Below are 20,495 nucleotides of genomic sequence, written 5' to 3'. Positions count from 1 at the left end.
CCGCCGGCTCCCCACCACGGAATCGGCAGCGTCCGCCGAAGAAGGGCCTGCCCTCCCGCCGGTGCGGACCCGCCCCTGATCCGTCATGTCACACCCGCACCTGGTCTCGGATGCCGGCGAGCACCTTCTCCCCGATGCCGCTCACCGCGAGCAGGTCATCGACGCTGCCGAACGGGCCGTTGTCGTCGCGCCACGCGATGATCCGCTGCGCAAGTGCGGGCCCGATCCCGGGAAGTGCCTCCAACTCGGTCGGGCCGGCGGCGTTCAGATCGATCGGCGATTCCGATCCCCCGCCGCTCCCATCCGGTTGTGCAGGCGTCGGCACCTCGCCCGATGCGACCTGCTCCTTCGTCGGCACCGCGATCTGCTCCCCGTCGGCGAGCTCGCGCGCCAGATTGACGCCCTCCGGCGCCGCGCTCTCACGCAGCCCGCCCGCCGCGAACACGGCGTCGACGACCCGCGACCCGTCGGGCAGCACGTACAGCCCCGGATGCTCCACCGCCCCGAACACGTGGATGTACAGTTCGCCCACGGCACCCGGCGAGGGCGCGACATCGCCCTGCTCCACCGGCCCCGCGCTCGGCGAGGGAGTTCCGGCACCGTCGACGACCTCGACCGGGGCGTTGGCACCGCGCCACACCGCCACCGCGATCACGATCGCGGCGACGACGATGACCACGACGATCGCCGCGCCGATGCCCAGCCGGACGCCGCGCGGCGCACCCACGGCGTCCTCCGGCTCCATAGCCCGACGCTACGAGGAGCGAACGCCCCGAACCGGGTTGCTCACAGCCCGATCCGCCGGACCGAGCTGAATCCGCCCCTGTGAGGGAAGCGGCGCAGCTGCTACTTCGTCGAGAAGCTCACGATCTTCGGCAGTCGCACGATCGCCTTCGTGATCTCGCGATCGCCGAGGGACCGCTGCACGCGCTCATCATCGCGCGCAAGCTGCTCCAGCTCATCGCTGGAGATGCTCGCCGCGACGTCGAGCTTGGCTCGCACCTTGCCGTCGATCTGCACGACCACCGTGATCTGGTCCTCGACGAGCAGCGTCGGGTCGGACCTTCGCCACTGCGCCTGCGACACCGATGCCTCGTGGCCGAGGTGCTCCCACATCTCCTCCGCCGTGTGCGGGGCGAACAGGTCGAGCATCATCGCGACCGTCTCCGCCGCTTCCCGCACAGCGGGATCGCCGGAACCGGCGCCGGCGTCGATCGTCTTGCGGGCGGCGTTGACGAGCTCCATCAGCCGCGCGACGAGCACGTTGTACTTGGTCTGCTCCACAAGGCTCGTCGCATCTTCGAGCACGTGGTGCGTCGCCCTGCGCAGCGTCTGGTCGCCGCCGGCGAAATCGACGCCGACGGCGCTGGTCACCTGCTCAGCGACGCGCAGCGCGCGGGACAGGAACTTCTGCGCGCCGGTGGTGGAGACGTCCTTCCAGTCCTTGTCGTCCTCGACGGGCCCCGCGAACGCGAGGGCGACGCGCAGGGCATCCGCACCGTGCTTCTCGAGCTCCTCGCTGAACAGGACGAGGTTGCCCTTCGACTTCGACATCTTCGCGCCGTTCAGGATCACCATGCCCTGGTTGATCAGGCTCGAGAACGGCTCACTGAAGTCGACGAGCCCCATGTCGTGCAGCACCTTGGTGATGAAGCGCGCGTAGAGCAGGTGCAGGATCGCGTGCTCGACTCCGCCGATGTAGGTGTCGACCGGCGCCCACCGCTGCGCGTCCTCCGGCCGGAACGGACCGGATGTGCTGCCTGGCGAGAGGAACCGCATGTAGTACCAGGAGCTGTCGACGAAGGTGTCCATGGTGTCGGGGTCGCGCAGTGCGGCTTCCCCCGTCACCGGGTCCGTGGTCTCGACCCATCCGGTCGCCGCGCCCAAGGGCGATGAGCCCTTCGGCCTCAGGTCGATGTCACGCGCCTCCGGCAGCTTCACGGGCAGCTGATCGGCGGGGACCGGCTCGACGCGACCATCGGAGGTGTGCACCATCGGGATCGGCGTGCCCCAGAACCGCTGGCGCGAGATCAGCCAGTCGCGCAGACGGTACTGCTTGGCCGCGCGCCCCGTGCCCTTCTGCTCGAGCAGTTCGATGACGTGCGCGATCGCATTGCGCTTCGACATGCCGTCGAGTGGACCGGAGTTGATCATCCGGCCGTCGCCTGCGAGCGCCTCCCCCGTGACGACGGGATCGATCTGGTCGGCGTCCGCCATCTCGGCGTCGGCGTCGACCACGGGGATCGCGCCGGTGATCGGAGCGTTCGTGTCGACCACGACGCGCACAGGCAGGTCGAACTTCAGCGCGAAGTCGAGGTCGCGCTGGTCATGGGCGGGAACGGCCATCACGGCGCCGTGACCGTAGTCGGCGAGCACGTAGTCGGCCGACCAGATCGGCAGCCGTTCGCCGTTGACCGGATTGGTCGCATACCTCTCGAGGAAGACGCCCGTCTTCTCCCTGTCGGTGGCCTGGCGCTCGATATCGGTCTGCGTCTGGGTGGCATCGAGATACTCGGCGAAGCGCGCCTTCGCCTCGTCCGATGCGCCGTCCACCAGTTCCGCGGCGAGATCCGAATCAGGTGCGACGACCATGAACGTCGCACCGTACAGGGTGTCGGGCCGAGTGGTGAAGACGGTGACCCGCTCCTCGCGGCCTTCGATGGCGAAGTCGACGTCGGCGCCGATCGACCGGCCGATCCAGTTGCGCTGCATCTGCAGCACCTTGCTCGGCCATGCTCCCTCGAGCTGGTTCAGGTCATCGAGCAGTCGGTCGGCGTAGTCGGTGATCTTGAAGTACCACTGGGTCAGCTTCTTCTTCTCGACGATGGCCCCGCAGCGCTCGCACGCGCCGTCGACGACCTGCTCGTTCGCGAGCACCGTCTGGTCGTTGGGACACCAGTTGACCGGGCTCTGACTGCGGTACGCCAGATCGCGCTCGTACATCTGCTGGAACAGCCACTGGTTCCACTGGTAGTAGTCGGGGTCGGATGTGTGCAGCCGGCGCGACCAGTCGAACGAGACGCCGTAGGCGTGCATGCTCGTGACCTGCTGCTCGATGTTCTCGTACGTCCACTCGCGGGGGTCCGCCCCACGCTTGATGGCCGCGTTCTCGGCAGGCAGTCCGAAGGAGTCCCACCCGATCGGATGCAGTACGTTGTAGCCGCGATGGCGCCAGAACCGGGCGACGATGTCGCTGTAGAGGTAGTTCTCCGCGTGCCCCATGTGCAGGTCGCCCGACGGGTACGGGAACATCGCCAGCACGTACTTCCGCGGCCGCAGATCGCCTTCGTCGCCGGCGCGGAACGTATCGTTCTCGGCCCAGCGGGCCTGCCACTTCGCCTCGATGGCGTGCATGGTGCTGTCTTGCTCAGGGGATGTCTCGTGCGACACTGCGAATAGGCCAATCGACATGGGTGAGGGGACGGCGCGCCGGCTTCACCCGGCACAGATACCCCAGGTTACTCCAGCGGCCGCGGGCTGGCGGATTCCGGATGTGGCCCAGGTCTCTCGTGCCCGTAGGCTGGGGATCGTGGGCTGGCTGAACGACGCACTCGACTGGATTCTCGACTCTGTCGCCGGGGTTGATCCGTGGTTGCGCGTGCTCATCGCGACCGTGGCGATCGCACTCGAGACGAGCGTTCTGATCGGCCTCATCGTGCCGGGCGACACCGTCGTGCTCGTGACCGCGACGGGCGTCACCACCGTCTCCGGCGGCATCATTCTCGGCGTGTGCGTCGTGGCGGGCGCGATCGCCGGAGAATCCCTCGGCTTCGTGATCGGCCGCTGGGTCGGCCCGCACCTGCGCGCCTCGCGCATGGGCAGGTGGATCGGCGAGAAGAACTGGCAGCGCGCCGAGAACTACCTGCGCCGCCGAGGCGGGATCGCGATCTTCCTCTCCCGCTTCCTGCCGGTGATGCATTCCCTCGTCCCGCTCACGGTGGGCATGTCCGGCTACGGCTATCGACGCTTCATCGCGTGGACGCTTCCGGCCTGCGTGCTCTGGTCCGGTCTGTACATCGGCATCGCCGCCGGTGCCGCCGGCACGTACCGCGAGCTCGGCGAACAGCTCGGCAGCAACGCCCACTGGGTCGGTTACATCTTCGTCGGCATCATGCTGGCGTTCCTCCTGATCGTCTGGGGCGTCAAGCACCTGCTGCAGCGCGCAGAACTGCGCCATATGGAAGAGACTCCGGATGAGGCCACGACCGACGGCGCGTCAGAGCGCATCGAAGCAGATGACGAGCAGAGCTCCTCGATGAGCGACCATCGCCGAGACGAGGGCAGCGCGTGAGCCGCAGACGCCCCAAGAAGGACCGCCCGCGGCTGGTTGCGCGGCTGGAGGCCCGCATCCACGGGTGGCGCGAGCGCCGCGCACGTCGCGCCGGTCTGCGCCCCACCCTGGTGCCGTTCGCGGGCTACGGCGGCAGCGGCTGGGTGCGCGTGCTCGGCAGGGTGCTGATCCTGCCGCCGACCACCAAGCGGCGCAGCCGTCGCGGCGAGACGCCGACGGCGAGAGGGTGGCGCTCGTTCCTCGGAATCCCTGTGGGCTACGCGCCCGTCACCGTCACGGTGAACGGCCGCGCCCATCCGATGGCGGCGGATCGAGGCGGCGTCGTCGACGTGCGCATCGAAGCGGAGCTCGAGCCCGGATGGCAGACCGTCCGACTCTCCGTCGAGAACGGCGACGAGGTCGAGGCGCGCGTATTCATCGTCGACCCGGATGTGCGCTTCGGCATCGTCAGCGACGTCGACGACACCGTCATGGTCACGGCTCTGCCGCGACCCTTCCTCGCGGCGTGGAACTCGTTCGTGCGCCACGAGCATGCGCGCCAACCCGTGCCGGGCATGGCGGTGCTGCTCGAGCGACTGGCGCGTACGCATCAGGGAGCGCCGGTCATCTATCTGTCCACCGGTGCGTGGAACGTCGCACCGACGCTGACGCGGTTCATGGAGCGGCACCTGTTCCCGGCCGGCGCCATGCTGCTCACCGACTGGGGTCCGACCCACGACAGGTGGTTCAGGAGCGGCCGCGATCACAAGCGCACCAATCTGCACCGCCTTGCCGAAGAGTTCCCCGACATCCGGTGGCTGCTCATCGGCGATGACGGTCAGCACGACGACGAGATCTACACGAACTTCACAACGGAGCATTCCTCATCTGTGGCCGGGGTCGCGATCCGGCGCCTCTCCCCCGCCCAGGCGGTGCTCGCCGGTGGGCGCACTGTGGTCGATGATCACGAGGCGAGCGAGGTTCCGTGGGTCACGGAGGACGACGGTGCGGGGCTCGCCATGCGCCTCGAAGACGTCGGCATTCTCGACCGCGGAGCCTGACGCCGACTGCAACAGCCTCTGAGCTCGTAGTCTGGACGACATGGACGACGATGAGCGACCGCGCACCCCGTACGCTCCCCACGCCGATCCGCATCCGTGGCGGCGCTTCGTGGCTGTCGGTGATTCGTTCACTGAGGGCATCGGAGATCCGCTGCCCTCTTCGGGCAGCGAGGAGCCAGGCCACCGCGGCTGGGCAGATCGAGTCGCGGAGGTTCTCGCGGCGCAGACCGATGACTTCGCCTACGCGAATCTCGCCGTCCGCGGCAAGCTCATTCGGCAGATCGCCGCCGACCAGGTCGACCACGCACTGGAGCTCCGACCCGACCTGATCACTTTCTGCGCGGGCGGGAACGACGTGCTGCGCCCTGGGACGGATCCCGACGCGATCGCCGACATCTTCGCAGAACAGGTGCGCAAACTTTCGAGCGCCGGAGCGGCCCTCGTGGTGTTCACCGGGTTCGACGTGGGCTGGAATCCGGTGTTCCGACCGCTGCGGGGCAAGATCGCGATCTACAACGAGAACATGCGCGCCGTCGCTGAGGAGTACGACGCGATCGTCGCCGATATGTGGGCGCTGAAGTCGATTCAGGCTCCCGGGTTCTGGTCGCCGGACCGTCTGCACATGAACGCCCTCGGCCACCACGAGGTGGCGAGGATGGCGCTGCGCGCGCTGAACGTGCCGAACGAACTGCAGCCGATGCAACCCGAGCACGCACCGGGCAGAAGCTGGCGGGACGCCCGCAAGGACGACCTGGTGTGGGCCCGGGAGTACTTCGTGCCGTGGGTGCTCCGGCGGCTGCACCACGAGTCGTCCGGCGACGGACGCACCTCGAAGCGCCCCGACCCGACCCCGATGCGCCGCCCTGACGACAACGCCTGAGCGCCCGCCACGGGCGCTACGAGCCCCGAACGCGTGTCGCGTAGAACGCCACTGCCGAGGCTGCCGCGACGTTGAGCGAGTCGACGCCGCCCATCATCGGGATCGTCACGCGCCGGTCGAGCGCCCTGTCCGTGCGAGGGGTGATGCCGTGCCCCTCGCTGCCGAACACGAGCGCCAGGTTCTCGTGGTCCTCAGCGACGAGCTCGTCCAGCGAGATCGCGCCTTCCCCCAGCGTCATCCCCGCCACGACGCAGCCGGCGTCCTTGAGCTCTTGGAGGCCTCCCGGCCAGTCGTCGATCCTCGTCCACGGCACCTGGAAGACCGTGCCCATCGAGACGCGCACGCTGCGCCGGTAGAGCGGATCGGCGCACCGCGGCGTCACCAGCACCGCGTCCACACCGAGCGCCGCGGCCGACCGGAACACCGCGCCGACGTTGGTGTGGTCGACCAAATCCTCGAGGATCACGATCCTGGCACCGCGCGGTTCCCCGTCACCCTGGCCCGCCGATCCGGTGCGTTCGGTGGCGTCGGCGAGCAGCTCGGCGACCGGGCGATCCGCCGGCCGGTTCATGGCGGCGAGCATGCCGCGATGCACGGTGTATCCGGTCACGCGCTCCGCCACGTCATCCGGCACGACATACACCGGCACCTCGTCGAGGGCGTGCTCGCCCAGGATGCGCTCGACATCGGTGAGCCACTTCTCGGCGGTCATCACCGAGCGCGGCGAGTGACCGGCTGAAAGGGCGCGCGCGAGCACCTTCGCCGACTCCGCCATGTAGAGGCCGTGCTCCGGCTCGAGCCTGCGACGCAGTGCGACATCCGTGAGACTGCGGTAGTCGGCGAGCAGCTCGCTGTCTTCGTGCACGCGCTGGATGTTCATCGCCTCAAGACTATGCCGCCGACATCGTGTGCCCTCCCCAGCGTCCGTGCACGTCGGAGCGGTCGTAGGATCGATGGGTGAGCTCCCTCCCCCAGGCACCGGACGACCTCGTCGCCGGAGCGGTCGACGTGCTGGCAGGGCGCAGGATCGTGGTGCTGACCGGCGCCGGGGTCTCGACCGACTCCGGCATCCCCGACTACCGCGGCCAGGGTGCTCCCACGCGCACACCGATGAAGTGGCAGACCTTCGCAGCCGACGAAGGCGCACGTCGCCGATACTGGATCGGCTCGCACCTCGGCTGGCGCTCGTTCACCTCGACGGAGCCGAACACCGGTCACCTCGCGATCGCGCGTCTGGAGCGGGCGGGCGTCGTCACCGGCGTGATCACCCAGAACGTCGACGGCCTGCACCTGCGCGCCGACAGCACCCGCGTCGTCGAGATGCACGGCACGATGCGCCGCGTGCTGTGTCTCGACTGCGGGCAGGTGTACGACCGGCGTGACGTCGCTGCGCGGATCGAGGCGGACAACCCGTGGATCGCCGTGCCGGAGAACGTGGCGCTCGGCCCGGACGGCGACGTCCTGCCCGAGACGACGGACGGGTTCGTCGTGCCCGACTGCACCGTGTGCGGCGGCATGCTCAAGCCCGACGTGGTGTTCTTCGGCGAGTTCATCCCCGCCGACCGCTTCCGCCTCGCCGAGCAGCTGGTCGCGGGCGCCGATGCGCTCCTCGTGGCCGGCTCATCGCTCGTGGTCAACTCCGGTCAGCGCATCATCGAGCGCGCCAGGCGCCGGCAGCAGCCGATCGTGATCGTCAACCGCGGCGAAACACGCGGGGACCGACGCGCAACCGTGAAGATCGATGCCGGCACCAGCGAGGTCCTCATGCGGCTGGCCGAGGAGCTCCCGCCGCTGCTGCCCTAGCTCCGCCGACCGGCAGGTCGTCCCAGCCGAGGCACGGGCCGCAGCGATTAGGGTGGGCTGGTGACCACGATTGCGCTCGTTCGACATGGCCAGACCGATTGGAACCTCGCGGGGCGCATCCAGGGGTCATCCGACATTCCGCTCAACGACACCGGTCGGGACCAGGCGCGCGACGCCGGCCGCAGGCTCTCCGGCCGCGGCTTCAGCAAGGTCGTCTCCAGCACGCTGGGGCGGGCCGTCGAAACGGCGCAGCTCATCGCGGACCAGCTGGGCCTGACGGGCCCGGATGAGCGGATTCCCGATCTCGTCGAGCGCGCGTACGGGTCGGCGGAGGGCGTGCCGGGTGAGGACCTGCCGCTGCTGTACCCCCACGGGGTGCCGGATGCCGAAGCCGAGCCCGAGGTCGTCGCCCGCACCCGTCGCGCCATGATCGACCTCGCGACCCGGTTCCCTGACGACCGGACCGCCGCAGCGACGCACGGCGGGGTGATCGGCCGCCTGCTGCGGGACCTGCCGAGCAGCGACTTCCCGTCACGCGACCATCAGCGCGTCCTCAACGGTTCGGCGTGGATCTTCGAAGTCGACGGCGACGACATCCGGTTCGTCGAGGAGCTCTCGCCCACGGCGGAGCAGTGATTTCCACATTCTGCCCTCGGTGAAACGCCGTTCTTCGATGCACGCGCACTCGAACGCATAACGACTGAGCATCCTGCACGAAATCGACAGCGCCACGCTGATATCTTTTCAGCATGCCGACCCTTGACCACGTCGACCTCGAACTCATCGCGGCCCTCGCCGACGATCCGCGGACGACGGTGGTCTCGCTCGCTGAGCGGCTGCACCTGTCACGCAACACGGTGCAGGCCCGGATGGCCCGTCTCGACGGGTCAGGCGTGTTCCGGTCGTTCGAGCGTTCACTCTCCACCGCGGCGCTCGGCTTCCCCCTCGAGGCCTACATCGCGGTGGGCGTGCACCAGGCGAAGCTGCCGCAGATCACGACGGAGATGGCGCGGATCCCGGAGATCGTGCAGGCGCACGGCATGAGCGGGCAGACCGATCTGATGACCTTCGTCGCCTGCCGCGACGCGCGTCACCTGTTCGACGTCGATGCGCGCATCCTCAGCATCGAGGGCGTCGACCGCACCGAGACGTCGCTGGTGATGAGCGAGGCTGTTCCCTACCGCGTCTCCGGTCTCATGGGGCTCGCCAAGCGCAACAACTGACCGGCCGCGCCTCAGCCGGTCAGGAACGACCGGATGGCGTCGGCCGCCTCGCTCGGCTTCTCGTAGTGGATGAGGTGCCCGACTCCGCTGAGCTCGACCAGCGTCGCGCGAGGGAACTCATCGCGCAGCACGCGCTCCGCCTCGATGTGCGTGATGTCGTCGCGATCGGCGGCGATCATCAGGGTCGGCACATCGATGCGCGAGGCGTACTCCGTCACATCGTGCGACACGCTGGCGACGAACGCCTCGCGCAGCACGTCTCGATCGCTGAAGCCGGAGAAGTAGCGATCGTGCTGGTCGTGCACGAACGCGCGCATGCGCTTGTCCCGCGATTTCACCATGGCCAGGCTCATCACCCGCACGACGATGCGTGTGCGCAGCAGCCACGTGCCGATGCGCCGCGGCAGACGGGCGCCGAGCCAGTAGTACAGCACAGCCAGTCGGGTGAACACGCCGCGCGGCCCTTCCAGCGCTGGCGCGCCGATCGGGTTGACCAGGATCAGCTGCGGCGTGCTCAGACCGCCGGCGACGGCCGCAGAGACGATGATCGAGCCGAAGGAGTGGCCCAGGACGGTGGCGCCCGGAGCGACCGACCGGATGAACTCGGTGACGAAGCGGGCGTAGCCGTCGAGATCGTGCGCGTGCCGTTCCATCGGCGGCGTGGCACCGAACCCCGGCAGGTCGGGCATGAGCACCCGCGCCTCGGGCAGGTGCGCGACGACCGGCTCGAGACCGTGATGGTCGCCGCGGAAGCCGTGCACCGCGACGATCGTCTCCGTGGCATCCGCCGGACCGTACTCCCAGTACGCCGCGCGCGTGCCGCAGACGTCGATCTCCCGCCTGCGAGCGGCGGCCATAGCGTCCTCGAGCAGCTGGGCGTACGGCGCGTCACTCACATCACAACTCTAGTAGCCGCTCCTCCCGCGCTCCGGCCCTCTGCCGTCTCGCGCGGAGATGCCGAACGGCTCGCGTCGCCCCGGACGACGCCGATCAAGCCCGCGGCCCGATCCACAGGCGCGCAAGCCGCGGGCCGTGCACCGCGCGGCGCGGCGGGGTGATTTCCCGCGGCAGGCGACCTATCGTTGCCGCATGAGCGTCCGCTGGCCCGATCCCCCGCCGCTGTTCGATCTGACGGACGTGGAACGACCCTCCGGCTCGCAGCCCACGGCCACAGCACGTGCTGCCCCGGCGTCGGTCGCACAAGCGCCCCCTCACGCGCCCGATTCCACAGCAGCTGCCTCAGCATCCACGCCGCAGGCGGCTTCGCCGGTCGGCCCCAGCACGACGGACTCGTCGGCGGACCTGCTCCCCGACATGGATTCGACCGGGCCGCTGCTGGGGAGCGTCGCGGTATTCGACCTGGAGACGACAGGCGTCGACGTCGAGAACGACAGGATCGTGACAGCGTTCGTCGGCGTCGTCGATGCCGACGGCCAGGTCGGACGCACCTCGAGCTGGATCGCCGATCCGGGAATCGAGATTCCGGATGCCGCTGCCGCCGTCCACGGCATCAGCACGGAACGCGCCAGAACGGAGGGGCGCCCCGCCGGCGACGTCGTCGCAGAGATCGTCGAGACCCTGCGCCTGCTGCTCGCCGAGAACATTCCGGTTGTGGCATACAACGCGGCATTCGACCTTTCCCTGCTTCGACATGAGGCGGCACGGCATGCGCTGCCGCCCCTGGACGCCCCTCGCCCGATCATCGACCCGTTCGTCGTCGACAAAGCGGTGGACCGGTATCGCAAGGGCAAGCGCACGCTCGATCGCGCGGCGGAGCACTACGGCGTCGCACTCGACGACGCCCATGAGGCATCAGCCGACGCGATCGCAGCGGGCCGGATCGCGATCGCCATCGCAGAGCGCTTCGCCGATGAGCTCCCCGACACTCTCGACGCCCTGCACGATCAGCAGATCGTATGGGCCCGCGAACAGGCAGAGAGCCTCACGGAGTATCTCGTCAGGGTGGGCCGATTGGAGCCGTCGGACGCCCTCGACGGCACGTGGCCCGTCCGCTGAGGCGGCTCTTCGGGTATATTCACCGGCTATGTCCACCGGTCCGCTCTCCAGCGTGCAGCTCGCGCACATCGCCCGCGAGCACTACGTGCGGCGCAAGTCGCGCATTCAGATCGCTGAGGAGACCGGCCTGAGCCGATTCAAGATCGGCCGGATGCTCGATGAGGCGGTCGAACGCGGCATCATCCGGTTCGAGATCGTCGCGTCGCCCGGAGTCGACGTCGAACTGTCAGGTCGACTGGCCGCCCACTACGGCTTGGAGCACGCCGTCGTGTTCGAACAGTCCGCCGACACCGATGCCGACGCGCAGCTGGGCCTGGGCGCTGCGGCGGCCACGATGGTCGAGGAGCTGGTGCGTCCGGACGACGTGCTCGGGCTCACCTCCGGCAGAACGCTGAACGTGATGGCGAGCAAGCTCACGCACCTGCCGTGCCGTGATGTCGTCCAGCTCGCAGGTATCGCGGGTCCGATCCTCGAGAGCGGCCTCGAAGTCATCCGGTCGCTGGCGGCACTGCCCGACGTACGCCCGTGGCCGATCTATGCCTCCTTGGTCATGAGCGACACGGAGGCTGCACAGGGCGTGCGGCGACAGCCGGGCGCCCGCGCTGCGATCGATCAGTTCGGAAAGGTCACGGTCGCCCTCTGCGCCGTCGGCTCGTGGGACCCGCCGAACTCGCTGATGATGATCAACCCCGCCGTCACCGACGAGGACCGACGCCGACTGCGCGCCCGCGGTGTGGCAGCAGAGGTGGCGTCCACGCTGATCGCCGAGGACGGCGAGATCCTGCACGACCTCGACGCGCGCTGCATCGCCATCTCCGATCGGCAGCTGCGCGCCGTCCGTTCCCGCGTGGCGATCGCAGGCGGCCCGTCGAAGACTCGCGCGCTGCGCGCCGTGCTGCGTTCCGGACTGATGACCGCCGCCATCACCGACACGTTCACGGCGTACCGCCTGCTCGAGCAGTAGCACTCACGTTCGCCGCGCTCACGTGAGCAACGACGGCACCTCGCAACCTCGACGTGCACACTTGAGCAGCACATTCGCATTCTGAGCAGACGGCGGTCTATCGTCGGATCATCCGCCGCCCGTCAGCGGTCCCCGGATCCCTCCCATCGACGAAGGAGCACGCGATGAAGCGTTCACTGACCATCCGCCTTGCCACCGCCGCTGTTGCCGCCGGCACGGCCGTCTCACTCGCCGGCTGCGGCGCGGGCGACCCGAGCGCAGGAGCTGACACGATCACCGTCGGCGTCTCGGTGTACGACATGTCGTCGTTCATCACCCAGGGCAGGGAGGGCATGGAGCGCTACGCCGAGGCCAACGACATCGACCTGCAGTGGAACTCCGCGGGCAACGACGTGACGGCGCAGGCCGACCAGGTCGACCAGTACGTCAGCGCCGGCGTCGACGCGATCATCATCGTTCCGGTGCAGGCCGACACGCTCGAGCCGCAGGTCGCCGCGGCGCAGGGAGCGGACATTCCCGTGATCGCGGTGAACACTGCGCTGACGGGCGTCGACGTCGACGCGAGCGTGCAGCCGGATGATGTCGCCGCTGGCGCGCAGGAGGCACAGATGATGGTCGACGAGCTCGGCGGCGAGGGCAATGTCGTGATCTTCCAGGGACCGCTCGGCTCCTCCCCGGAGATCAACCGCGGCGCCGGCATCGACAGCGTCCTCGAGGAGAACCCCGGCATCGAGGTGCTGGCCAAGGACACGGCGAACTGGAACCGCGCTGAGGCGGTCAACAAGATGGGCAACTGGATCTCCGCCTTCGGCGACGACATCGACGGTGTCATCTCACAGAACGACGACATGGGCCTCGGCGCGCTGCAGGCACTGAAGGAGGCCGGAATCGACGACGTGCCGATCGTCGGCATCGACGGAATCGAAGACGGCCTGCGCGCTGTGGAGAGCGGCGACTTCATCGGCACCTCGTTGCAGCACGGCACTGTCGAGCTCGCATCAGGTCTCGCCGTCGCCGCCGGTCTGGTTCGCGGCGAGGACGTTCCCCTCGAGCCCGTCTACACGATGCCCGCGGTCACCGCCGACAACGTCGAAGACACCATGAAGAACGTCGTCACGGAGCGCGACCCCTTCCTCGAGAACCTGCCGACGCTGATCGACGAGAACCTCGCGGCGGAGAACATCGCGTACGAGGGCCTCGAGGGACAGGAGCGCTGATCCGATGACCACCATCTTCAACGACCCGGCGGAGTTCGCCGAGGATCAGCTCGAGGGCTTCGTGTCGCTCTACGCCGATCGCCTCACGGGCGTTCCGGGCGGGGTGGTCGCGCACCGCGGCGACGACCCGATCGTCGCGGTGGTCGTCGGAGGCGGATCCGGCCACTACCCGGCGTTCGCCGGTCTCGTCGGTCCCGGGTTCGCATCGGGCGCCGTGGTCGGCAACATCTTCACCTCGCCGTCCGCCGCGCAGGTGTACTCGGTGGCCAAGGCCGCAGACCAGGGCCGCGGCGTGATCCTCACCTTCGGCAACTACGCGGGCGATGTGATGAACTTCGGCATCGCAGCGGAGCGTCTGCGCCGCGAGGACATCGACGCGCGCATCGTGCTCGTCACGGACGATGTCGCATCGTCGCCGAAGGAATCGGAGCGCCGGGGCATCGCCGGTGACTTCACCGTGTTCAAGTCCCTCGGTGCCGCAGCCGCGGCCGGACACGACATCGATGAGGTCGAGCGCATCGGCCGCGCCGCGAACGCCGCCACGCGCTCCTTCGGCGTCGCCTTCTCCGGATGCACGATGCCGGGTGCCGCGGAGCCGCTGTTCCGTGTGCCGGAGCGCCAGATGGGCGTCGGCCTCGGCATCCACGGCGAACCGGGCATCCGTGACGAGCCCGTCGCGACCGCACGCGAGCTCGCCGGACTGCTCGTCGACGGGCTGCTCGCCGACCGGCCGTCCGACGGCGGGAACAGGGTCGCCGCGATCGTCAACGGTCTCGGCACCACGAAGTACGAAGAGCTGTTCCTGCTGTGGAACGAGATCCGGCCGCTGCTGGCGGATGCGGGTCTCGAACCGGTTGAGCCTGAGGTGGGCGAACTCGTCACCAGCCTCGACATGGGCGGGTGCTCGCTCACGCTGATGTGGCTCGATGACGACCTCGAGCACGCATGGCACGCCGACGCATATGCTCCGGGCTACCGGAAGCAGGCATCTCCCCTGGCTGCCCTGGTTCCCGCCGCACGCACTTCCGGCGCCGACGACGACGAGCTCGCACCGACACCGACTCCTGCGGCGGCACGGCTCTCGCCGCTGACCGCCGAGGCCCTGCGCATCATCCGCGACGTCCTCGTCGAGGCCGAGGATGAGCTCGGGCGTATCGATGCGATCGCCGGCGACGGCGATCACGGCCGCGGCATGGTCAAGGGCGCGCAGGCGGCCGTCGCCGCGACGGAACGCCTCGAAGAGTCGGGCCCCGGATGGGCGCTGCTGCAGGCGGGCCGTGCGTGGGCCGCCGCGCGCCGGCGGCACATCGGGCGTGCTGTGGGTGCCGCGCTCGAAGCAGCGGGGCGGCGCGCTCGGCGACGACCGCGACGCCTACGCGCGGATGACGCCGTGCGCGCCGTCGATGCCTTCGTCGACGCGATGCTCGACCTGGGTCGCGCGGAGATCGGCGACAAGACGATCATCGATGCCGCGCTGCCGTTCCGCGAGGCACTGCGCGAGGGCATCGCAGACGGCGTCGGTGCGGCGTGGGCCTCCGGTGCGGATGCCGCCGAGGCTGCCGCACGCGCCACCGCGGGCCTCACCCCGCGGAAGGGACGCGCCCGACCGCTCGCCGAGAAGAGCGTGGGCACGTCGGACCCCGGCGCGACCTCGTTCGCGCTGATCGTGAGCGCCCTGGCGCGATTCACGAACTGAACAATCAGGCCGCGACATTCGGAGCGGCCAAGGACCGAGAAGACAAGGACACGCAATGAGCGACTCACAGCTCCGCCTCGTCGTCGGCAGCGATGACGCCGGCTTCGACTACAAGGAGATCATCAAGGCCGACCTCGAGGCGGACGCCCGCGTCGTCTCGGTCGCCGACGTCGGCGTCGCCGCCGACGGGCACACCATGTACCCGCACGTCGCTGTGGAGGCGGCGCGCAAAGTCGCGAACGGCGAGGCGGACAGGGCGATCCTGATCTGCGGCACCGGCCTCGGCGTGGCCATCTCCGCCAACAAAGTTCAGGGCATCCGGGCCGTCACCGCCCACGATTCCTTCTCGGTTGAGCGTTCCGTGCTCTCCAACGATGCCCAGGTGCTCTGCATGGGGCAGCGCGTCATCGGCATCGAACTCGCCCGCCGTCTCGCAAAGGAATGGCTCGGCTACACCTTCGACCCGTCCAGCGCGTCGTACGAGAAGGTGTGCGCGATCACGGAGTACGAGAAGTGAGTGCCTTCACGGGCCGCATCGCGGTCGTCACGGGTGCCGCCAGCGGAATCGGGCTCACGGTCGCCGAGCACCTCGCCGAGCGCGGTGCGACGATCGTGGGCGTCGATGTCAACGACGGCGTAGGCGAGATCGTCCGCGACCTCCCCGGCGACGGTCACCACGGAATCGTCGCCGACCTGACGGACCCCGAGGCCGCCGCGCGCGTCTTCGACGAGGCGATCGACGCGGTCGGCACGCCGCACATCCTGGTGAACTCCGCGGGCGTCGCGCTGCTCGACAAGGCGCTCGATGTGCCGGCGTCGCGCTGGCAGCTGACCATGGACATCAATCTCTCCGGCACGTTCTACATGGCCCAGGCCGCGGGCCGTGTGATGACCGAGGCAGGCTACGGCCGCATCGTCAACCTCGCTTCGCAGGCGTCTGTGATCGGTCTCGACGAGCACGCCGCGTACTGCGCCAGCAAGGCAGCAGTCGTCGGCCTCACGCGCGTGCTCGCCCGCGAGTGGGCACGCGACGGCGTCACGGTGAACGCGGTCTCCCCCACCGTCGTCGAGACACCGCTGGGCAAGGCTGCGTGGGCCGGAGAGAAGGGCGAGCGCGCGAAGGCGGAGATTCCGGTCGGTCGCTTCGCCCAGCCCGAGGAGGTCGCAGGCCTGATCGCGTACCTCGCCAGCGACGAGGCTGCGATGGTCACCGGCACCAATGCGCTGATGGACGGTGGCTTCACCGCGATCTGATGTCCGCGATGCACGAAAAAGGCCCGCTTCATTCGAAGCGGGCCTTTTTCGTGCGACGGAATTACTTGCCGAAGCCCTTGAAGCGCTGGTTGAACTTCTCGACACGGCCGGCCGAGTCCATGATGCGCTGCTTGCCCGTGTAGAACGGGTGCGAAGCCGAGGAGATCTCGACGTCGATCACCGGGTACTCGGTGCCGTCGAGCTCGATCGTCTTGCTGCTCTTCGCGGTCGAGCGCGTCAGGAACGTGGTGCCCGAACCCAGGTCGCGGAAGACGACGGAGTTGTACTCGGGGTGGATGTCATGCTGCATGAGAAGTCCTTGCGGGAGTCGATGTGAGGAGGGAAGCACGGGCCGCGGCCCGCGGGCGCACCTCGAGCGCCAACGAGCAAGCTTACCAGAGCCGAGCAGGCGCCGCCTGAGCGGTTCGTCACCGATGCGGCGCAGAAAAGGCGGACAAGGAAGACGCAGATGAATGCGCCGACGAGGACGACGCAGTCAGCGCAGTGCCTGCGCGCCGTTCAGTAGGCGCGGGCGGCGTAGCGTCCGCCGGCCTCGGCCAACGCGATCTGCATGCCGAACGCTTCGGTGAGGTTCTCACGCGTGAGCGTCTCGGCGATCGGGCCGGCGGCGACGGTACGGCCCTCGCGCAGCAGCAGCACATGGGTGAATCCTGGCGGAATCTCCTCGACGTGGTGCGTGACCATCACCATCGCGGGCGTCAGCGGCGACTTGGCGAACGTCGAAAGCAGGCCCAGCAGCACCTCGCGGGACCCGAGGTCGAGGCTGGCGCTGGGCTCGTCGAGCAGGAGCAGCTCCGGATCGGTCATGATCGCTCGTGCGATCATGACCCGCTTGCGCTCGCCGTCGCTGAGCGTGCCGAACACGCGGTCGGCGAGATGATCGAGCGCCCAGTCGCGCAGCACCTCGCGGGCGCGCTCCTCGTCGATGCCCTCGTACTCCTCGTTCCAGCGCCCGAGCACCGAGTACGCCGCGGTCATGACGACGTTCAGCACCGTCTCATCTGCCGGTACGCGGCGTGCGAGGGACGACGAGGTGAACCCGATACGCGGGCGCAGCTCGAAGACGTTGGTCTTGCCGAGCGTCTCGCCGAGAATCGTGACGTCGCCCGAGGTGGGGTGCATGAAGGTGTCGGCGAGCTGCAGCAACGTGGTCTTGCCCGCACCATTCGGGCCGAGCACGACCCAGCGCTCGTCATCGTTCACCGACCAGTCGAGTTCATCGACGATGTTCCTTCCCCCGCGACGGACGACGACATCGGAGAACTCGAGCACGCTTGCCATGCCTTTCACCCTACCCGCGTGCCGGTAGGGTCTTTGTCTGTGACGACGCGCTTTCTGGTGGTTCTTGATGCCGATTCGACTCTCATCCGCAATGAGGTCATCGAACTGATCGCGGACGAGGCCGGTCGCGGCGCCGAGGTCGCCGCAGCGACCGAGGCGGCGATGCGCGGCGAGACCGATTTCGCGACGAGCCTGCGCTCCCGTGTGCAGGCCCTTGCCGGGGTGCCGACGCGCGCCTTCGAGCGGGTGCTCTCTCGCATCGAACCGACACCCGGCGTGCGGGAGCTGACCGCGGCGGTGCACGAGCGCGGCGGCGCCGTCGGCGTCGTCTCCGGCGGCTTCCACGAGATCCTCGATTCGCTCGCCCCGACGCTCGGCGTCGACGTGTGGCGGGCGAACCGCCTCGAAGTGCGCGACGGTGTGCTCACCGGGAACGTCTCCGGCGATATCGTCGACGCCGACGCCAAGGCGCATCATCTCGCCGAGTGGGCATCCGAGCGCGGCGTGCCGCTCACCCGCACGATCGCGATCGGCGACGGCGCCAACGATCTCAAGATGATCGCGGCAGCCGGCCTCGGTCTGGCCTTCAACGCCAAGCCCCGCGTGCGCGCCGAGGCCCCTCTCGTGATCGGCCCCGTCGACCTGCGCGAGGTCATCCCGCTCCTCCCCTGACGTCTGTCAGCGAGTCAGGCGTGACCGGCGCGCTCCATGGCGCGCAGCTCCTTCTTCAGGTCCTGCACCTCATCGCGCAGGCGGCCGGCGAGTTCGAATTTCAGCTCGCCGGCGGCCGTGAGCATCTGCTGCGTCAGGTCGGCGATCATCTGCTCGACCTGCTCGGCGCCCTCCGCCGCGATGCCTTCGCGCCTAGTAGGCGTCGGCGCTTTGCCCTTGCCGCTCGCACCGCCGCGCTTGGACAGCAGCTCAGCCGTGTCTGCCTCCTCACGTGTGAGCTGATCGGTGATGTCGGCGATCTTCTTCCGCAGCGGCTGCGGGTCGATGCCGTTCTCGAGGTTGTACGCCACCTGGATCTCGCGACGCCTGTCCGTCTCCTCGATCGCCTTGGTGAGCGAATCGGTCATCACGTCGGCGTACATGTGCACTTGGCCGGAGACGTTGCGCGCCGCGCGCCCGATCGTCTGGATCAGCGATGTGCTCGAGCGCAGGAACCCCTCCTTGTCGGCGTCGAGGATCGCCACGAGCGACACCTCGGGAAGGTCGAGCCCCTCACGCAGCAGGTTGATGCCGACGAGCACATCGAAGACTCCTTGGCGGAGCTCCGTCAGCAGCTCGACGCGGCGCAGCGTGTCGACGTCGGAATGCAGGTAGCGCACCCGCACGCCGTGCTCCTCGAGGAAGTCGGTCAGCTCCTCCGCCATCTTCTTCGTCAGCGTCGTCACGAGCACGCGCTCGTCTCGCTCCGAGCGCACCCTGATCTCTTCGAGCAGGTCGTCGATCTGCCCCTTCGACGGCTTCACCACGATCTCCGGATCGACCAGCCCGGTGGGGCGGATGATCTGTTCGACCACACCGTCTGCAATGCCCATCTCGTACTTTCCGGGCGTCGCCGAGAGGTACACGGCCTGTCCGATGCGCTCCTTGAATTCGTCCCACCGCAGCGGCCGGTTGTCGAGCGCGCTCGGCAGCCGGAAGCCGTGCTCGACGAGTGTGCGCTTGCGCGAAGCGTCGCCTTCGTACATGGCGCCGATCTGAGGCACTGTCACGTGCGACTCGTCGATGACGAGCAGGAAGTCGTCGGGGAAGAAGTCAAGCAAAGTGTGCGGCGGTTCCCCCGCTTCGCGCTGATCGAGGTGCCTGGAGTAGTTCTCGATGCCGGAGCAGAACCCGATCTGCTGGAGCATCTCGAGATCGAACTGCGTGCGCATCTGCAGACGCTGCGCCTCGAGCAGCTTGTTCTGCGCGTTCAACTCTGCGAGCCGCTCGCGCAGCTCGTCTTCGATCGTCTTGATCGCGCGCTGGATGGTGTCTGTGCCCGCTGCGTAGTGCGTTGCGGGGAAGATCGCGACCGCATCGAGCCGGTCGATCACGTCGCCCGTCAGAGGGTGCAGCCGGTAGAGCGCCTCGATCTCGTCGCCGAACAGTTCGATCCGGATCGCATGCTCCTCGTACACGGGAATGATCTCGATCGTGTCGCCGCGCACACGGAAGTTTCCGCGGGAGAAGTCGACATCGTTGCGGTTGTACTGCATGGCGATGAAGTGCCGGATGATCGCATCACGGTCGTAGCGCTCGCCGACCTGCAGCGCAACGAGTGCACGCAGATACTCCTCGGGCGAACCCAGGCCGTAGATGCACGACACAGTGCTCACCACGACCGTGTCGCGTCTGCTGAGCAGCGAGTTCGTGGTCGAGTGTCGCAGTCGCTCGACCTCTGCGTTGACCGAGCTGTCCTTCTCGATGAAGGTATCGGTCTGCGGAACGTAGGCCTCAGGCTGGTAGTAGTCGTAGTACGACACGAAGTACTCGACCGCGTTGTTCGGCATCAGGTCGCGGAACTCATTCGCCAGCTGAGCCGCAAGCGTCTTGTTGTGCGAGAGCACCAGCGTCGGACGCTGCACCTGCTCGATCAGCCAGGCCGTCGTCGCAGACTTGCCTGTTCCGGTCGCGCCCAGCAGCACGACATCCGTCTCGCCCGCGTTGATGCGGGCGGCCAGCTCCGCAATCGCCTTGGGCTGATCACCGCTCGGCTCATACTCACTGACCACTTCGAAGGGGCGCACGCTCCGCGTCGTCTGCATGCTTCCAGGCTATGCCCCACCACCGACACTCGGCGCCGGGCCCGTATACGGGC

Annotated in this window: 20 protein-coding genes; 13 read left to right on the top strand and 7 right to left on the bottom strand. The window is 68.5% G+C overall.

Going from position 1 to position 20,495, the window contains the following annotated elements:
* Positions 1-88: 88 nt before the first annotated feature.
* Complete coding sequence (locus CIK77_RS06225) at positions 89-745, bottom strand: helix-hairpin-helix domain-containing protein (protein WP_087053662.1); 657 nt, start codon at positions 743-745, stop codon at positions 89-91.
* A gap of 101 nt (positions 746-846) precedes the next feature.
* A complete protein-coding gene (gene leuS / locus CIK77_RS06220; protein ID WP_249268455.1) occupies positions 847-3,354 on the bottom strand; it encodes a leucine--tRNA ligase in 2,508 nt (835 codons plus the stop codon).
* Positions 3,355-3,529: 175 nt separating this feature from the next.
* On the opposite strand from leuS, the gene CIK77_RS06215 reads away from it, so the two are divergent.
* From CIK77_RS06215 to CIK77_RS06205, 3 genes are read left to right on the top strand one after another with little or no spacing between them, the layout of a single operon-like run.
* On the top strand, positions 3,530-4,291 hold the full coding sequence (locus CIK77_RS06215; RefSeq protein WP_442923131.1) for a DedA family protein: 762 nt from the start codon (positions 3,530-3,532) through the stop codon (positions 4,289-4,291).
* Positions 4,288-5,331 carry an App1 family protein gene (locus CIK77_RS06210; protein ID WP_087053660.1) on the top strand — a complete coding sequence of 348 codons (1,044 nt, stop codon included), beginning with the start codon at positions 4,288-4,290 and terminating at the stop codon, positions 5,329-5,331. Before CIK77_RS06215 ends, CIK77_RS06210 begins: the two co-directional genes overlap by 4 nt.
* A 40-nt stretch (positions 5,332-5,371) precedes the next feature.
* The gene (locus tag CIK77_RS06205; RefSeq protein WP_087053659.1) at positions 5,372-6,211 is read left to right on the top strand and encodes an SGNH/GDSL hydrolase family protein; all 840 of its coding nucleotides are present in this window, start codon (positions 5,372-5,374) and stop codon (positions 6,209-6,211) included.
* 16 nt (positions 6,212-6,227) lie between these two features.
* On the opposite strand, the gene CIK77_RS06200 is transcribed toward CIK77_RS06205, so the two are convergent.
* The gene (locus CIK77_RS06200; RefSeq protein ID WP_087053658.1) at positions 6,228-7,091 is read right to left on the bottom strand and encodes a TrmH family RNA methyltransferase; all 864 of its coding nucleotides are present in this window, start codon (positions 7,089-7,091) and stop codon (positions 6,228-6,230) included.
* Positions 7,092-7,168: 77 nt separating this feature from the next.
* On the opposite strand from CIK77_RS06200, the gene CIK77_RS06195 reads away from it, so the two are divergent.
* From CIK77_RS06195 to CIK77_RS06185, 3 genes are all read left to right on the top strand, one after another.
* Entirely contained in the window at positions 7,169-8,014 is an 846-nt protein-coding gene (locus tag CIK77_RS06195; protein WP_087053657.1) for a Sir2 family NAD-dependent protein deacetylase, read from the top strand.
* A 60-nt stretch (positions 8,015-8,074) separates the two neighbouring features.
* A complete protein-coding gene (locus CIK77_RS06190) occupies positions 8,075-8,650 on the top strand; it encodes a histidine phosphatase family protein (RefSeq protein ID WP_249268454.1) in 576 nt (191 codons plus the stop codon).
* A 113-nt stretch (positions 8,651-8,763) separates the two neighbouring features.
* Positions 8,764-9,237 carry an Lrp/AsnC family transcriptional regulator gene (locus tag CIK77_RS06185; RefSeq protein ID WP_087053655.1) on the top strand — a complete coding sequence of 158 codons (474 nt, stop codon included), beginning with the start codon at positions 8,764-8,766 and terminating at the stop codon, positions 9,235-9,237.
* An 11-nt stretch (positions 9,238-9,248) separates the two neighbouring features.
* Here the strand turns inward: CIK77_RS06185 and CIK77_RS06180 are convergent, their stop codons facing one another.
* Positions 9,249-10,094, bottom strand: a complete 846-nt coding sequence (locus CIK77_RS06180; RefSeq protein WP_087053694.1) for an alpha/beta fold hydrolase — start codon at positions 10,092-10,094, stop codon at positions 9,249-9,251.
* A 232-nt stretch (positions 10,095-10,326) separates the two neighbouring features.
* Here CIK77_RS06180 and CIK77_RS06175 point away from each other — a divergent pair, with 232 nt between their 5' ends.
* The 6 genes from CIK77_RS06175 to CIK77_RS06150 all read left to right on the top strand — a co-directional run bounded on the left by CIK77_RS06175 (position 10,327) and on the right by CIK77_RS06150 (position 16,384).
* Positions 10,327-11,253 carry an exonuclease domain-containing protein gene (locus CIK77_RS06175; protein ID WP_332841607.1) on the top strand — a complete coding sequence of 309 codons (927 nt, stop codon included), beginning with the start codon at positions 10,327-10,329 and terminating at the stop codon, positions 11,251-11,253.
* 28 nt (positions 11,254-11,281) lie between these two features.
* Entirely contained in the window at positions 11,282-12,217 is a 936-nt protein-coding gene (locus CIK77_RS06170) for a sugar-binding transcriptional regulator (protein WP_087053654.1), read from the top strand.
* Between the two features lie 164 nt (positions 12,218-12,381).
* Positions 12,382-13,434 carry a substrate-binding domain-containing protein gene (locus tag CIK77_RS06165; protein WP_087053653.1) on the top strand — a complete coding sequence of 351 codons (1,053 nt, stop codon included), beginning with the start codon at positions 12,382-12,384 and terminating at the stop codon, positions 13,432-13,434.
* Positions 13,435-13,438: 4 nt separating this feature from the next.
* A complete protein-coding gene (locus tag CIK77_RS06160) occupies positions 13,439-15,130 on the top strand; it encodes a dihydroxyacetone kinase family protein (protein ID WP_114347216.1) in 1,692 nt (563 codons plus the stop codon).
* Between the two features lie 55 nt (positions 15,131-15,185).
* Positions 15,186-15,647 carry a ribose-5-phosphate isomerase gene (locus CIK77_RS06155; protein WP_087053651.1) on the top strand — a complete coding sequence of 154 codons (462 nt, stop codon included), beginning with the start codon at positions 15,186-15,188 and terminating at the stop codon, positions 15,645-15,647.
* Complete coding sequence (locus CIK77_RS06150) at positions 15,644-16,384, top strand: GolD/DthD family dehydrogenase (RefSeq protein ID WP_249268453.1); 741 nt, start codon at positions 15,644-15,646, stop codon at positions 16,382-16,384. The genes CIK77_RS06155 and CIK77_RS06150 overlap by 4 nt, the downstream gene beginning before the upstream one ends.
* 61 nt (positions 16,385-16,445) lie before the next feature.
* Here the strand turns inward: CIK77_RS06150 and CIK77_RS06145 are convergent, their stop codons facing one another.
* Both CIK77_RS06145 and CIK77_RS06140 read right to left on the bottom strand, forming a co-directional pair.
* Positions 16,446-16,694 (bottom strand): type B 50S ribosomal protein L31, encoded by a 249-nt coding sequence (locus CIK77_RS06145; protein WP_087053649.1) that lies wholly within the window; start codon positions 16,692-16,694, stop codon positions 16,446-16,448.
* A gap of 209 nt (positions 16,695-16,903) precedes the next feature.
* The gene (locus tag CIK77_RS06140; RefSeq protein WP_087053648.1) at positions 16,904-17,686 is read right to left on the bottom strand and encodes an ABC transporter ATP-binding protein; all 783 of its coding nucleotides are present in this window, start codon (positions 17,684-17,686) and stop codon (positions 16,904-16,906) included.
* Between the two features lie 39 nt (positions 17,687-17,725).
* Here CIK77_RS06140 and serB point away from each other — a divergent pair, with 39 nt between their 5' ends.
* Positions 17,726-18,358, top strand: coding sequence for a phosphoserine phosphatase SerB (serB, locus tag CIK77_RS06135; RefSeq protein ID WP_087053647.1), 633 nt, complete (start codon positions 17,726-17,728; stop codon positions 18,356-18,358).
* A 14-nt stretch (positions 18,359-18,372) separates the two neighbouring features.
* Here the strand turns inward: serB and uvrB are convergent, their stop codons facing one another.
* Positions 18,373-20,442: an excinuclease ABC subunit UvrB gene (gene uvrB / locus CIK77_RS06130; protein ID WP_087053646.1), complete on the bottom strand. Its 2,070-nt coding sequence runs from the start codon at positions 20,440-20,442 to the stop codon at positions 18,373-18,375.
* Positions 20,443-20,495 lie beyond the last annotated feature (53 nt).

The organism is Microbacterium sp. JB110, from assembly GCF_003335195.1.
GTDB lineage: Bacteria > Actinomycetota > Actinomycetes > Actinomycetales > Microbacteriaceae > Microbacterium.
The sequence above is the reverse complement of the archived record's forward strand: the minus strand, read 5'-3'. Positions and strand labels throughout refer to the sequence as shown.

Excerpts from the sequence above, each read along its gene's own strand:
- CIK77_RS06140 (WP_087053648.1), bottom strand. The coding sequence starts at position 17,686 with ATGGCAAGCGTGCTCGAGTTCTCCGATGTCGTCGTCCGTCGCGGGGGA.
- CIK77_RS06225 (WP_087053662.1), bottom strand. The coding sequence starts at position 745 with ATGGAGCCGGAGGACGCCGTGGGTGCGCCGCGCGGCGTCCGGCTGGGC.
- CIK77_RS06185 (WP_087053655.1), top strand. The coding sequence starts at position 8,764 with ATGCCGACCCTTGACCACGTCGACCTCGAACTCATCGCGGCCCTCGCC.
- CIK77_RS06200 (WP_087053658.1), bottom strand. The coding sequence starts at position 7,091 with ATGAACATCCAGCGCGTGCACGAAGACAGCGAGCTGCTCGCCGACTAC.
- CIK77_RS06170 (WP_087053654.1), top strand. The coding sequence starts at position 11,282 with ATGTCCACCGGTCCGCTCTCCAGCGTGCAGCTCGCGCACATCGCCCGC.
- CIK77_RS06205 (WP_087053659.1), top strand. The coding sequence starts at position 5,372 with ATGGACGACGATGAGCGACCGCGCACCCCGTACGCTCCCCACGCCGAT.
- CIK77_RS06180 (WP_087053694.1), bottom strand. The coding sequence starts at position 10,094 with ATGGCCGCCGCTCGCAGGCGGGAGATCGACGTCTGCGGCACGCGCGCG.
- uvrB (WP_087053646.1), bottom strand. The coding sequence starts at position 20,442 with ATGCAGACGACGCGGAGCGTGCGCCCCTTCGAAGTGGTCAGTGAGTAT.
- CIK77_RS06160 (WP_114347216.1), top strand. The coding sequence starts at position 13,439 with ATGACCACCATCTTCAACGACCCGGCGGAGTTCGCCGAGGATCAGCTC.
- CIK77_RS06145 (WP_087053649.1), bottom strand. The coding sequence starts at position 16,694 with ATGCAGCATGACATCCACCCCGAGTACAACTCCGTCGTCTTCCGCGAC.
- leuS (WP_249268455.1), bottom strand. The coding sequence starts at position 3,354 with ATGCACGCCATCGAGGCGAAGTGGCAGGCCCGCTGGGCCGAGAACGAT.
- CIK77_RS06165 (WP_087053653.1), top strand. The coding sequence starts at position 12,382 with ATGAAGCGTTCACTGACCATCCGCCTTGCCACCGCCGCTGTTGCCGCC.
- CIK77_RS06155 (WP_087053651.1), top strand. The coding sequence starts at position 15,186 with ATGAGCGACTCACAGCTCCGCCTCGTCGTCGGCAGCGATGACGCCGGC.
- CIK77_RS06175 (WP_332841607.1), top strand. The coding sequence starts at position 10,327 with ATGAGCGTCCGCTGGCCCGATCCCCCGCCGCTGTTCGATCTGACGGAC.